The sequence below is a fragment of the Microbacterium sp. NPDC008134 genome (genome assembly GCF_042957055.1).
In the GTDB taxonomy this organism is placed as follows: Bacteria; Actinomycetota; Actinomycetes; order Actinomycetales; family Microbacteriaceae; genus Microbacterium.
In genome coordinates, this window is record NZ_JBIBHO010000001.1 from 1,628,169 (window position 1) to 1,641,685 (window position 13,517).

The 13,517-nt window shown below is 68.9% G+C and carries 8 protein-coding genes; 4 read left to right on the forward strand and 4 right to left on the reverse strand.

Translation table 11 applies throughout. The annotated features are described in order from the left end of the window. Positions 1 to 24: 24 nt before the first annotated feature. The 3 genes from glgB to glgX all read right to left on the reverse strand — a co-directional run bounded on the left by glgB (position 25) and on the right by glgX (position 6,436). The gene (gene glgB / locus ACFY9N_RS07685; protein WP_391477840.1) at positions 25 to 2,229 is read right to left on the reverse strand and encodes a 1,4-alpha-glucan branching protein GlgB; all 2,205 of its coding nucleotides are present in this window, start codon (positions 2,227 to 2,229) and stop codon (positions 25 to 27) included. Then, complete coding sequence (locus ACFY9N_RS07690) at positions 2,226 to 4,298, reverse strand: alpha-1,4-glucan--maltose-1-phosphate maltosyltransferase (protein WP_391477842.1); 2,073 nt, start codon at positions 4,296 to 4,298, stop codon at positions 2,226 to 2,228. Before ACFY9N_RS07690 ends, glgB begins: the two co-directional genes overlap by 4 nt. Before the next feature lie 65 nt (positions 4,299 to 4,363). Beyond that, entirely contained in the window at positions 4,364 to 6,436 is a 2,073-nt protein-coding gene (gene glgX, locus ACFY9N_RS07695; RefSeq protein WP_391477843.1) for a glycogen debranching protein GlgX, read from the reverse strand. A 92-nt stretch (positions 6,437 to 6,528) separates the two neighbouring features. Between glgX and ACFY9N_RS07700 the strand changes: the two genes are divergently transcribed. From ACFY9N_RS07700 to ACFY9N_RS07715, 4 genes are read left to right on the forward strand one after another with little or no spacing between them, the layout of a single operon-like run. Then, the gene (locus tag ACFY9N_RS07700) at positions 6,529 to 7,701 is read left to right on the forward strand and encodes a cysteine desulfurase family protein (RefSeq protein WP_391477844.1); all 1,173 of its coding nucleotides are present in this window, start codon (positions 6,529 to 6,531) and stop codon (positions 7,699 to 7,701) included. Positions 7,702 to 7,710: 9 nt separating this feature from the next. Next, positions 7,711 to 8,808 (forward strand): tRNA 2-thiouridine(34) synthase MnmA, encoded by a 1,098-nt coding sequence (gene mnmA, locus ACFY9N_RS07705; RefSeq protein WP_391477845.1) that lies wholly within the window; start codon positions 7,711 to 7,713, stop codon positions 8,806 to 8,808. A gap of 42 nt (positions 8,809 to 8,850) precedes the next feature. After that, complete coding sequence (ligA, locus tag ACFY9N_RS07710; RefSeq protein WP_391477847.1) at positions 8,851 to 11,184, forward strand: NAD-dependent DNA ligase LigA; 2,334 nt, start codon at positions 8,851 to 8,853, stop codon at positions 11,182 to 11,184. Continuing rightward, positions 11,181 to 11,651, forward strand: coding sequence for a hypothetical protein (locus tag ACFY9N_RS07715; RefSeq protein ID WP_391477849.1), 471 nt, complete (start codon positions 11,181 to 11,183; stop codon positions 11,649 to 11,651). Before ligA ends, ACFY9N_RS07715 begins: the two co-directional genes overlap by 4 nt. Positions 11,652 to 11,666: 15 nt before the next feature. On the opposite strand, the gene ACFY9N_RS07720 is transcribed toward ACFY9N_RS07715, so the two are convergent. After that, positions 11,667 to 13,502, reverse strand: coding sequence for a DEAD/DEAH box helicase (locus ACFY9N_RS07720; protein ID WP_391477850.1), 1,836 nt, complete (start codon positions 13,500 to 13,502; stop codon positions 11,667 to 11,669). Positions 13,503 to 13,517: the final 15 nt, after the last annotated feature.

Consider the following 13,517-nt stretch of genomic DNA (forward strand, 5'->3'; position numbering starts at 1 on the left):
AGGCCCCGCCCCGGGGTCTCCGACCTAGCCGCGGGTGACGCTCGGCACATGCGGGTCGGTCTGATAGCGGAGCCACAGCGTCGACAGCGCCGGGAGAGTGATCGTCGCCGTCGCCGGACCACCGTCCTCGGAGTGGGCGACGACGACCCCGAGGTTGCCGGATCCACGACCGCCGAACGCCGAGGCATCCGTGTTGAGGATCTCCTCCCAGACCCCCTCGCGGGGGAGCTCGAGCCGGTAGCCGACGTGTTCGATCCCGGAGAAGTTGCTGACCACGACGATCCGTCCGCCATGACCGTCACGGCGCTCGAAGGCGATCACGTTCGGGTCCCAGGTGGGCGCGCCCAGACGAGAGAACGACGAGGCATCGCTGTCGCGAGCCCAGAGCGGTGCCTGCACGCGATACGCGGTGTTGAGAGCGGCGACGAAGTCCCGGAGCTGCGCATGCGACGGCTGATCGAGCAACCACCAGTCCAGCTCGCGTGACTCCGACCACTCGGCGAGCTGCCCGAACTCCTGGCCCATGAACAGCAGGTTCTTGCCGGGGTGACCCCACATGTAGCCGAGGTAGGCGCGCACGTTGGCGAGCTTGTGCCAGTGATCGCCCGGCATCTTCGCCACGAGGCTGCCCTTGCCGTGCACGACCTCGTCGTGACTGATCGGCAGCAGGTAGTTCTCCCCGAACGCGTAGACGAACGAGAACGTCATCTCGCCCTCGTGATGCGCACGGTACATCGGGTCGCGGGCGATGTACTGGAGCGAGTCGTTCATCCAGCCCATGTTCCACTTGAAGCCGAATCCGAGGCCGGCATGATCGGTGGGTGCGGTGACCCCGGGGAAGCTCGTCGATTCCTCGGCGATCATCATGATCCCGGGGTGGAGGCGGTATGCCGTCGCGTTGACTTCCTGGAGGAACCGGATCGCCTCGAGATTCTCGCGACCGCCGTGGATGTTCGGTTCCCACTCGCCCTCGTTGCGCGAATAGTCGAGGTAGAGCATCGATGCCACCGCGTCGACGCGGAGACCGTCGACGTGGAACTCCTCGAGCCAGTACAGGGCGTTGGCGACGAGGAACCCCCGCACCTCGGGTCGCCCGTAGTCGAAGATGAGCGTGCCCCAGTCCTGGTGCTCACCGCGCCGCGGGTCCGGGTGCTCGTAGAGGGGCTGGCCGTCGAAGCGGGCGAGCGCGAAGGCGTCCTTCGGGAAGTGGCCGGGAACCCAGTCCATGATCACGCCGATGCCCGCCTGGTGCAGGCGATCGATGAGGTACCGGAGGTCGTCGGGCGTCCCGAATCGGCTCGTGGGCGCGTAGTACCCGCTCACCTGGTAGCCCCAGGATCCGCCGAACGGATGCTCGGCCACCGGCATGAACTCGACGTGGGTGAACCCGGTCGCCGTCACGTGCTCGATCAGCGGCTCGGCGAGATCGCGGTACCCGAGTCCGCCTCGCCACGATCCGATGTGCACCTCGTAGACCGAGAGGGGCTGCGCGACCGCGTGCGTGGCGGCGCGCCTGGTCATCCACGCGCCGTCGGCCCATCGATAGGAGGACGCCGTGACCACCGAGGCGGTGCTCGGCGGAACCTCGGCCCACTGCGCCATCGGGTCGGCCTTGAGGATCCACTCGCCGGAGCGCGTCCGGATCTGATACTTGTAGCGGGTGCCGATGGCGAGATCCGGCACGAACAGCTCCCAGATACCGCTGGCGCCCATGGAGCGCATGGCGTGGGACTCACCGCTCCAGCCGTTGTGGTCGCCGACGACGCGGACGGCGGTGGCATTCGGCGCCCAGACGGCGAAGGCGACGCCGTTCTCGCCGTCGACCTCTCGGGCATGCGCGCCGAGCACGTGCCAGAGACGCTCGTGTCGTCCTTCGGCGATCAGGTGGATGTCGAGCTCGCCGAGGGTGGGGGAATGGCGATACGGGTCGCCGGAGACGGCCTCCTCATCGTCCCCGTACGCCGTCGCGAGACGGTACGGGACGGGCGGGCCGTCGTGCTGCGCCTCCCAGATTCCGTGCGCGATGTGGGCGAGGTCGAGACGCTGGCCGTTGCCGAAGACGGCGGCGACTGATGACGCGAGCGGCCGGCGTGCGCGGATCACCGTGACGGTGCGGTCGGCACCGTCCTTGCGCGGGTGCGCGCCGAGGACGGCGTGCGGGTCGTGGTGCGTTCCGGAGGACACGGCCCCCCACTCGGCGGATGCCGTCAGGTCATCGATGGAGGTCATGAGCGGTGCCTCACCTTCAGGATGTGCACGGGCTCGGCGAAGGCGTCGAGGCGTACGTAGTTGTGGTCCGACCAGGTCCAGACCGCTCCCGTGAGCAGATCCTCGACCTCGAACTGCGCGCCGAGGGGGATGCCCCAGCGGGACGTGTCGAGGTGAACGGTGGTCTCGCGGACGGAGTGCGGATCGATATTGGCGACCACGATCAGCGTGTCCGGGGAGCCGGTGCCGGTGAAAGCAGCGTCGAGGTGCTTGCTGTACACGAGCACGTGGTCGTCGTCGCTCCAGTGCACATCGAAGTTGCGCAGTTGACGGAGTGCCGGATGCTGTCGGCGGATCTCGTTCAGACGGCGAAGGAGGGGAGCCAGCGACTCGCCTCGCGCCTCGGCGCCGTCCCAGTCGCGGAACTTGTACTCGTACTTCTCGTTGTCGATGTTCTCTTCGGAACCGGGGCGGGCGACGTTCTCGAGGAGCTCGTAACCGGCGTACACGCCCCACAGTGGCGCAGCGGTCGCGGCGATGCACGCGCGTACGCGATACGCCGCGCGCCCACCGAACTGCAGGTACTCGGTGAGGATGTCGTGGGTGTTGACGAAGAGGTTCGGACGCATGTAGTCGCTGGTCTCGTGCGACACCGAGGTCAGGAACTCTTCGAGCTCGGCCTTGGTGTTGCGCCACGTGAAGTAGCTGTAGCTCTGCTGGAATCCGACGGCGGCGAGCGCCCGCATCACGGCGGGCCGCGTGAAGGCTTCGGCCAGGAAGATCACATCGGGGTCCTGCGCGTTCACGGTTGCGATGAGCCACTCCCAGAACTGCAGCGGCTTGGTGTGCGGGTTGTCGACGCGGAAGATCTTCACGCCCTGCGTGACCCAGTGCTGCACGATCCGGAGCATCTCGGCGTAGATACCGGCCGGATCGTTGTCGAAGTTCAGGGGGTAGATGTCCTGGTACTTCTTCGGCGGGTTCTCGGCGTATGCGATCGTGCCGTCGGGGAGCGTGGTGAACCACTCGGGATGCTCGGCGACCCACGGGTGGTCTGGCGATGCCTGGAGAGCGAGATCGAGGGCGACCTCGAGCCCCTCCTTCCGGGCGGCGCGGACGAACGCGCGGAAGTCGGCGGCGTTGCCGAGGTCGGGGTGGATCGCGTCGTGTCCGCCGTCGGCCGCGCCGATCGCGTAGGGCGACCCCGGATCTCCGGGCTCGGTGGTGAGGGTGTTGTTGCGCCCCTTGCGATTCGTCGTGCCGATGGGATGGATCGGCACGAGGTAGAGGACGTCGAAGCCCATCGCCGCCACACCGGGCAGACGTCTGGTCGCGCTGCGGAAGGTGCCGCTCTTGACCGTCCCGTCCTTCAGCCGCTTCGCACCCTCGGAACGCGGGAAGAACTCGTACCAGGACGCGACACCGGCGATGGTCCGGTCGACGACGAGCCGATGGGCCTGCGTGGCGGAACGCAGGCTGGTGGCGGGGCGATCGGAGAGGATGCGGGCGAGATCGGCATCCGTCGCCAGCGCCGACGTGGTCTCGGCATCCGCAGAGGCGAGCGAGGCCGCCGCTGCCGTCAGCCGCTTGCGCTCTGCGGCCGGTCGGTCGCGCTCCGCTGCGGCGCGCTGGAGGATCTCGGCGCCGAGCGCGGCCATCACCGGCACGTCGACTCCTGCGGCCACCTTGAGCTCTGCGGCATGCGCCCAGGTCGCGAAGTCGTCGGAGAACGCTTCGAAGCGGTACGTCCACGATCCCTGCGCGTCGAGGGCGATCTCCGCGGCCCAGGTGTCTGTGCCGTCCCGGCGAGGGGTGAGTCGGTGCAGGCTTTCGGTGCCGTCCGGCGCGGTGAGCCGGAGATGGACACCGATGATGTCGTGTCCCTCGCGGAATGAGACCACACTGAACGGCACGACTTCGCCCGCGAACGCCTTGGCCGGGAATCCGCCCGGTGCGGAGGGCTGCGGGTGCGTGAGCGGGAGCCGGCCGGTGATCAGCCCCTCGCCGAGCGCTTCGTCGCCGAGAGGGCGCAGGGGGATCCGGGCGGGGCTCCGAAGAGCCGAGGGAGAACTTCCGACGCGTGCAGCCACACCCCGAATGTACCGCTCCGGTCAGACCTCCGATACCGGGTGGACAAGCGCGTCGCGACCCGACATCATTCGACCAGGAAGAGGCGCATCGACGTCCCGGGGATCGGCAGGACATCACCGGGCCCGAACACCTCGTGGTCGTCCGACGGACGCTCATCCGCGCTGGACCAGAGCGACACGAAGCGTGTGGCGCCCTCGAGCTCCTCGGGCAGTCGCACGTCGATCGGCGACTCGGTCCCGTGCACGATCAGCAGGATGCGGTTCGCGTCCTCGGCATCCGGAGTGGACGCCGCGACGTACTGGAGCGTCCGGTTGCCCGGGTCCGTCCACTGGTCGCTCTCCATCGTCTCGCCGTTCTGGTCGAACCAGTCCATGACCGAGGCGTTCGGGATGTGCTCACCGAGGCGCGCGTACCTGCTCGGTCGGAGCGCGGGGTTCTGCGACCGCAGCTCGATGAGGCGTGCGACGTGCGCCTGGAGATCGAGCTGCCACGGCTCGTAGTCCCACGCGAGCCAGGTGAGCGCGGAGTCCTGCGCGTAGGCGTTGTTGTTGCCCCGCTGGGTGCGCCCGACCTCGTCGCCCGCGGTGAGCATCGGGATGCCGGCCGAGAGCAGGAGCGTGCCGAGGAGGTTGCGCATCGCCTTGCGGCGGGCGGTGAGGATCGCGACATCGTCGGTCGGCCCCTCGACGCCGTGGTTGAATGCGCGGTTCGTGTCGGCGCCGTCGCGGTTGTGCTCGCCGTTCGCCTCGTTGTGCTTGACGTCGTAGGAGACGAGGTCGTGCAGGGTGAAGCCGTCGTGAGCGGTGACGAAGTTGACGCTCGCGAGCGGCCCGCGCTTCTCGTCGAAGGTGTTCGACGACCCGGCGAGTCGCGTCGCGAATCCGCCGATGCCGACGGGCGCCGACGCCCGACGCGCGTAGTCGATGTCGCTGAGCCAGAAGTTGCGCACCCGGTCGCGGTAGCGGTCGTTCCACTCGTGCCATCCGGCCGGGAAATTACCCGTCTGCCATCCGCCGAGTCCGACGTCCCAGGGCTCGGCGATCAGCTTCGTGTCGCGCAGTACCGGATCGTTCGCGATCGCGGTCAGAAGCGGATGCTCGGGGGAGTAGGTGTGCCCCGCGTCCCGCGCGATGGACGTCGCGAGGTCGAAGCGGAACCCGTCGATCTGCATCTCCTGCGCCCAGTAGCGCAGGGAGTCGAGCACGAGGCGCGCACCGGCATCCGTCGAGGTGTTGAGGGTGTTGCCGCAGCCGGTCGTGTCGATGTACACGCCGCTCGCGTCCTGCCGGTAGTAGCTCGCGTTGTCGAGCCCGCGCAGGCTGGAACGCGGTCCGCCGATGCCCTCTTCGGACGTGTGGTTGTAGACGACGTCGAGGATGACTTCGAGACCGGCCTCGTGGAGCAGTCGCACCATCCCCTTGAACTCGGCGAGCACCGCCTCCGGACCCTCCTTGCGCGCGTCCTCCGAGGCGTAGGCGGTGTGCGGTGTGAAGAAGTTCAGGGTGTTGTACCCCCAGTAGTTCGTCAGCCCGCGCTCCAGCAGGCGCGGCTCCGGGACGAACGCGTGGACGGGGAGGAGCTCGATCGAGGTGATCCCGAGGGTGTGGAAGTACTCGATCATCGCCGGGTGGGCGAGGCCGGCATAGGTGCCGTGCAGCGCGGGCGGCACATCGGGCTGCCGCTTCGTGAGCCCCTTGAGATGGCCCTCGTAGATGATCGTGCGGTCGAGGGGGATCCGCGGTTTCCGGGAATCGCCCCAGTCGAAGCCGTCGACGATCACGACCGACCGCCACTCCTCGTAGCCGTCGCCCTGGGCGAGGCCGCGGGAGTACGGGTCGAGGAGCAGTGTCTCCGGATTGAAGGTGTTCCCGGGTCCGTGCGGGCCGCCGACACGGATCGCGTAGCGTGTGCCGGGCTGCAGCAGCGGTGTCGTGACCTCCCAGACCCCGCCGGGAAGCCGTTCGAGAGCGATCTGATCGGTCGCCCAGTCGAGATCGGTCGCGTCGAACACCACGAGCTCGACGGAGGACGCGTTCTGGGACCAGACGCGGAGCGTGCCGACCCCGTCGTGCAGGCGCACGCCCAGATCATCGAGGGTGTTGCCGCCGGGCGCGGCGAAGTCTCGGGTCTCGGGCATGAATACACCCTAGAGTGCTGCGCCCGGGTGTCAGCCCCATGTGCACCGGGTTCCGTGCGCCGATCCGCGTCGGAATGGGGGAGAGTGGAGAGATGCACTATCTCGACCACGCCGCCACGACTCCGCTGCGGCCGGAGGCGCGCGACGCCTGGCTGGCCGCGACCGAGACGATCGGCAACGCGTCGTCGACCCACGGCGCCGGTCAGGATGCCCGCAGGCTGCTCGAGGAGTCGCGGGAGCGGGTCGCCGCGGTGCTCGACGCCGACCCGATCGAGATCGTCTTCACCTCGGGAGGCACGGAGTCGATCAATCTCGCGCTCCAGGGGAGCTGGCACGCTCGCGCACAGGGGCGCGATGCGATCGTCCTGCCCGATGGAGAGCACCACGCGACGATGGACACCGTGGAGGCGCTTCAGAGCGTGGGTGCGGTCGTGCGCCCGGTCGCGCTGACATCCACGGCGCACATCGACCCGGATCGCTTCGCGGCAGCACTGCCCGGAGCGGCTCTGGCGACAGCGCTGGTGGCGAACAATGAGGCGGGCACCGTGAACCCCGCCCCAGCGCTGGCCGCCGCGGCAGCGGATGCCGGCGTGCCCCTGCATCTGGATGCCGTCGCCGCGCTCGGCCATCTGCCGCTGTCGTTCCGAGGGCTCCGCGGCGATGCGAGGACGGGGGTCGGACTCGTGGCTCTCAGTCTCGCCGGGCACAAGATCGGCGCGCCGGTCGGAGTCGGCGCACTGATCGTCGCCCGGACGGCTCGCCTGGCCCCGCTGCTCCGGGGCGGGGCACAGCAGCGCGGTCTCCGGGCCGGGACCCAGGACGTCCCCGGCGCCGCCGCGTTCGCCACGGCGCTCGAACTCGCCGAGCGCGAGCGTCCGCTCGAGGCGATCCGACTCGCCGCTCTGCGGGACAGGCTGGTCGACGGCATCCGAGCGCGGGTTCCCGAGGCGGTCCTGCTCGGCGATGCGATCGATCGGCTCCCGGGAAACGCGCACGTCCTCTTCCCCGGGGCGGTGGGGGAGAGCCTGCTGTTCCTCCTCGACACGGCGGGAATCGCGGCCTCGACGGGCTCGGCGTGCCAGGCCGGCGTCGCGGAGCCCTCGCACGTGGTGCGGGCGATGGGGCGGAGCGAGCAGGATGCGCGCAGCGTCCTGAGATTCAGCCTGGGACGCACATCGACGGACGACGACGTCACCGCCGTCATCGAGGCGATCGGGGACGCGTATCTCCGCGCATCCGGCTCCGGCACAGCCGGGCGCTCGTAGACTGGACCCATGCGAATCCTGGCGGCGATGAGCGGTGGAGTGGACTCCGCCGTTGCCGCGGCGCGCGCGGTCGAGGCCGGTCACGAGGTCGTCGGTGTGCACCTCGCCCTTTCTCGTGCGGGTGGAACGCTCCGCACGGGCAGCCGCGGATGCTGCACGATCGAGGACGCCATGGATGCCCGTCGCGCAGCGGACAAGCTCGGCATCCCGTTCTACGTCTGGGACTTCTCGGAGCGTTTCCGCGACGACGTGATCGACGACTTCATCTCCGAGTACCAGGCCGGACGTACTCCGAACCCGTGCATGCGCTGCAACGAGAAGATCAAGTTCGCGGCTCTGCTCGAGCGGGCGATCGAGCTGGGCTTCGACGCGGTCTGCACGGGCCACTACGCCACGCTGATCGACGGAGAGGGCGGCCTCGAGCTGCACCGGGCGTCCGACAATGCGAAGGACCAGTCGTACGTGCTCGGGGTGCTCACGGCCGAGCAGCTCGCCCACACATACTTCCCGCTGGGGACGACGCCGTCGAAGGCGATCGTCCGTGCGGAGGCGGCAGAGCGCGGTCTGAGCGTCGCGCAGAAGCCGGACAGCCACGACATCTGCTTCATCCCCGACGGTGACACACGCGGCTGGCTGGCGGAGAAGGTCGGTACCGCGACCGGCGAGATCGTCGACCGCAGCGGCGCCGTCGTCGGCTCGCACGAGGGAGCCCACGGCTACACGGTCGGACAGCGCCGCGGACTGAAGCTCGGTGTCCCGGCGGCCGATGGCAAGCCGCGTTTCGTGCTCGAGGTGCGTCCCGTGTCGAACACTGTCGTCGTCGGGCCCAAGGAAGCACTCGCGATCCGTGAGATCTCGGGTGAGAGGTTCAGCTGGGCGGGAGCGGCGCCGACGGTGCCCGAGTTCGAGTGTCACGTGCAGATCCGAGCCCACGCCGAGCCCGTCGAAGCCTCCGCATCGGTCGACGCCGAGGGCGTGCGCGTGGTTCCGGTCGTGCCGCTCGACGGAGTCGCCCCAGGTCAGACGGCGGTGCTCTACGTGGGTACGCGTGTGCTCGGGCAGTTCACCATCGATCGCACGGTTTCGGCGGTTCCCGTCGACGCCTGAGCGGCGCCCCGTAATGTCGGTGTCCGCTCGTAGACTTGCCGGGTGCCCGACATCATCTCGCTCGAAGACGCCCGTACCGAGGCCGAGGAGCTGACCACCCGCATCCTCGAGGCGAAGGATGTCTATTACGGTCGCGATACCTCGCTGGTGGACGACGCGACGTACGACGGATGGATGCACCGGCTCGAGGAACTCGAGCGACTGCATCCCGAGCTCCAGGGGCAGGATTCGCCCACCCAGATGGTCGGTGCGGCGGAGACGACCGGCCTTGCGACGATCGAGCACGCCGAGCGGATGCTGAGCCTCGACAACGTGTTCTCCCTCGACGAGCTTCGCGAGTGGGCTGCGAAGACGCGGGCATCCGCCGGTCGCGAGGTCGCGTGGCTGACCGAGCTGAAGATCGACGGGCTCGCGATCAATCTTCGATACGAGGACGGCGTCCTCACGTCCGCTGCCACGCGCGGTGACGGACGGGTCGGTGAGATCGTGACCGAGAACGCGCTGCGGCTGCCGGAGATCCCAGAGCGCCTCGACGGGGAGGGCCACCCTCCGATCGTCGAGGTGCGCGGCGAGGTCTTCATCCCGGTCGCCGCGTTCGAGCGACTCAACGCGGCTCAGGCGTCGTTCCGGGAGCGCGCATATGCCGATGCGCTCTCGCGTTGGGAAGCCCGCACCGGCGCGAAGCGGCCCTTCGACGAGGAGAAGGCGCGCACGGCGGCTGCTCGTCGTTTCCCCTCGTTCGCGAATCCCCGCAACGCCGCGAGCGGGGGGCTGCGCCAGCAGATCGACAAGAAGGACGGGCTCGAACTCGAGGCGGGTCTGCTGCGCATCGAGTCCCTCGCCCTCTACGTGCACGGCATCGGCGCCTGGCAGAGTCCACCGGTCTCCGCGCAGAGCGAGGTCTACGACCTCCTTTCGACCTGGGGCCTCCCGACGAGTCCGCACACGAAGGTCTGCGCGAGTATCGACGAGGTCTCGGACTTCGTGGAGTACTTCGGCGAACATCGACACGACATCGAGCACGAACTCGACGGGATCGTGGTCAAGGTCGACGAGCTCGAACTCCACGACGAGCTCGGCGCGACGAGCCGCGCGCCCCGCTGGGCGATCGCCTACAAGTACCCGCCCGAAGAGGTGCAGACGAAGCTGCTCGACATCGTCGTCTCGGTCGGGCGCACCGGGCGCGCCACGCCCTTCGCGGTGATGGCTCCCGCGCAGGTGGCGGGGTCCGTCGTGCGGCAGGCGACGCTGCACAACAAAGACGTGGTCAAGGCGAAGGGCGTACTGATCGGCGACACGGTCGTGCTCCGCAAAGCCGGCGATGTGATCCCCGAAGTGCTGGGTCCGGTGGTCGAGCGTCGCGACGGCTCGGAGCGAGAGTTCGTGATGCCGGAGGCGTGCCCGGAGTGCGGTACGACGCTGCGCCCGATGAAAGAGGGGGACATCGACCTTCGGTGCCCGAACGCCCGCTCGTGCCCTGCTCAGGTGCGCGGACGCGTCGAGCACATCGGTTCGCGCGGTGCGCTCGACATAGAGGCGCTCGGCGAGGTCACGGCAGCTGCGCTCACGCAGCCGACATCACCGACCGTACCGCCGCTGGTGACCGAAGCGGGCCTGTTCGATCTGTCGCTGCAGCAGCTCGTCCCGATCGAGTTGTTCGTCCGCGATGCCGAGACCGGTCTGCCGAAGCAGGACGACGACGGCGTCGTGAAGACCCGTGCGCCGTTCCGTCGCAATCCGACCGCGGCTGAGAAGAAGTCCGGCATCGAGGGCCCTCAGCCGTCATCGCAGGCGGTGACTCTTCTGGCCGAGCTGGGGAAGGCGAAGACCAAGGAGCTCTGGCGGCTGCTGGTGTCCCTCAACATCCGTCACGTCGGACCGGTCGCAGCGCGCGCTCTCGCCCAGTGGTTCGGCTCTCTCGACGCGATCCGTGCGGCATCGCGCGACGAACTCGCGGCGGTCGAAGGAGTGGGTGGAATCATCGCCGACTCGCTCCTCGCCTGGTTCGAGGTCGATTGGCACGTGGCGATCGTCGAGCAGTGGGCAGCGGCAGGAGTGCAGTGGGCGACACCCGGTCACCCCGGTCCCGGGGCGGCCGTGTCGGCCGGCGGCGTGCTCGAGGGACTCACGATCGTGGCGACGGGCTCTCTCGACGGCTACACCCGCGAGGGTGCCCAGGAAGCGATCATCCAGGCCGGTGGCAAAGCGGCATCGAGCGTCTCGAAGAAGACCGACTTCGTCGCCGCGGGACCGGGAGCAGGATCGAAGCTCGGCAAGGCCGAGGAACTCGGCATCCGTATTCTCGACGCCGCGCAGTTCCATCTGCTGGTGACCGAGGGCCCCGACGCGCTCGGCGAGGCTCCGTCCGCGGAATGAAGCGCTACGGTCCGCTCATCGTCGCCGACGGCGTTCTCGTCGTGGGCGATCCGGGGCGCGGTCACCTCCGTCTCCGGGAGGATGCCGTCGTTCACCGGCACGGCGCCGGCGCCGGTGTGGTGTTCGCCTGGGAGCACCTCTCGTCGGTGCGATTGGACGTTCCGACGACAGGTTTCCGCTATCCGGGACTGGCGAGCACGATCGGCCTGGGGCTTCTCGCTGCGGCCGCGCAGGAGGACGTCGGCATCGGGCCGGACGACGGATCCGTCGAGATCATCGTCAACGGCGAGTCGCAGCGCCTCGATCTCGGGCGTCATCACGTCGGAGGGTACTGGCGACCGACCGTCGTCGGTGCGCAGCGGCTGCTCGACCAGTTCATCGCGCACCCCGAGCAACGCCGTCTGCTGGCGCGACCCGAAGTGCTCGTCGACCTCGCGGCGAAGCTCGCCCGGCACAGGGCCGGCTGACTCCGCCGCGTACCGTCAGTTCTTGTGGCGCGGCTTGCGGAAAGGCTTCTCGTCGCGGTCGCCACGCGGCGCACGACTGTCGTCGTTGCGGCGCGGACGGTCGTCCCGATCACGTCGGTCGTAGCGAGCGCCGCCATCGCGCGGGCCACCGCGTCGCGCACCCGGGCCGCGATCCGGCTTGATCTGGATGAGCTGGCCCGAGATGCGCGTTCCGCTCAGCTTGTCGAGGACCGCCGGGTCGAGGTTCGCGGGGAGCTCGACGATCGAGAAGTCGGGACGGATGTTGATCGCGCCGAAGTCGTCGCGTCCCAGGCCGCCCTCGTTCGCGAGCGCACCGACGATCTGTCGCGGCTCGACGCGGTGACGCCGGCCGACCTCGATCCGGTACGGGGCGTAGTCTCCGCGTCCGCGACGTTCCGTGCGGGGTTCGCGCGGCTCCCGCGTGTTGCGTTCGCGCGGCGGTCGGTTGTCCGCGGCCACGGCCTTCGCGAGGGGGTCGTCGGCCGGGTCGAGAAGCAGGGGAGTGTCCCCCTGAGCGACGATCGCGAGGGCGGCGGCGACGTCGGCTTCGGGGACGTCGTGGTTGCGCACGTAGTGCGCGATCACGTCGCGGAAGGTCTCGATCCGCGAGGAGTCGCCGAGAGCAGCCGTGATCGCGTCGTCGAAGCGCGTCAGGCGCGTCGAGTTCACGTCCTCGGTCGTCGGGAGCTGCATCTGCGTCGGCTCCTGACGCGTGGCCTTCTCGATGTGCTTGAGCAGGTAGCGCTCGCGCGGCGTGATGAAGCTGATCGCATCGCCGGTGCGCCCGGCGCGACCGGTACGACCGATGCGGTGCACGTACGACTCCGTGTCGGTCGGGATGTCGAAGTTGACGACGTGGCTGATGCGCTCGACGTCGAGGCCGCGGGCGGCGACATCGGTGGCGACGAGGATGTCGAGCTTGCCGTCCTTGAGCTGGTTGACGCTGCGCTCGCGCTGCACCTGGGGCACATCGCCGTTGATCGCGGCGGCCGAGTAGCCGCGTGCGCGCAGTTTCTCGGCGAGGGTCTCGGTCTCGTTCTTGGTGCGGACGAACACGATCATGCCGTCGAAGTTCTCGACCTCGAGGATGCGTGTCAGCGCATCGACCTTCTGCGCGTACGAGACGATCAGGTACCGCTGCGTGATGTTCGTGTTCGTCGCGGTCTTCGACTTGATCGTGATCTCTTCGGGCTCGCGCAGGTACTTCTGGGCGAGACGACGGATCTGCGGCGGCATCGTCGCGGAGAAGAGGGCGACCTGCTTCTCTTCGGGCGTCTGCGCGAGGATCTGCTCGACGTCCTCCGCGAAGCCCATCTTGAGCATCTCGTCGGCCTCGTCGAGCACGAGGTAATGGAGCTCGGAGAGGTCGAGGGTCCCCTTCGCGAGGTGGTCCATGATGCGGCCGGGGGTACCGACCACGACGTGGACGCCGCGGCGGAGCGCGGACAGCTGGACGCCGTAACCCTGGCCCCCGTAGACCGGCAGCACGTGCACACCCTTCATCTTCGAGGCGTACGACTCGAACGCCTCGCAGACCTGGAGCGCGAGCTCGCGGGTCGGCGCGAGCACGAGGGCCTGCGGCGTCTTCTGCGACACGTCGAGGCGCTCGAGAACGGGAAGCGCGAAGGCCGCCGTCTTTCCCGTTCCGGTCTGCGCCATACCGACGACGTCACGGCCCGAAAGAAGGGTCGGGATCGTGGCCGCCTGGATCGGCGACGGGGTCTCGTAGCCGAGATCGCGGATGGCCTTGAGGACGGACCCGGTGATGCCGAGATCCTCGAATCCGGGGGTCGCGGGGGCGTCGGTCAGCACTGCATCTTCAGGGGTCACTTCCCAAGGGTAGCG

Bases quoted from the DNA above. Each gene is read 5' to 3' on its own strand.
- glgB (WP_391477840.1), bottom strand. From the start codon at position 2,229: ATGACCTCCATCGATGACCTGACGGCATCCGCCGAGTGGGGGGCCGTG.
- glgX (WP_391477843.1), bottom strand. From the start codon at position 6,436: ATGCCCGAGACCCGAGACTTCGCCGCGCCCGGCGGCAACACCCTCGAT.
- ACFY9N_RS07700 (WP_391477844.1), top strand. From the start codon at position 6,529: ATGCACTATCTCGACCACGCCGCCACGACTCCGCTGCGGCCGGAGGCG.
- ACFY9N_RS07715 (WP_391477849.1), top strand. From the start codon at position 11,181: ATGAAGCGCTACGGTCCGCTCATCGTCGCCGACGGCGTTCTCGTCGTG.
- mnmA (WP_391477845.1), top strand. From the start codon at position 7,711: ATGCGAATCCTGGCGGCGATGAGCGGTGGAGTGGACTCCGCCGTTGCC.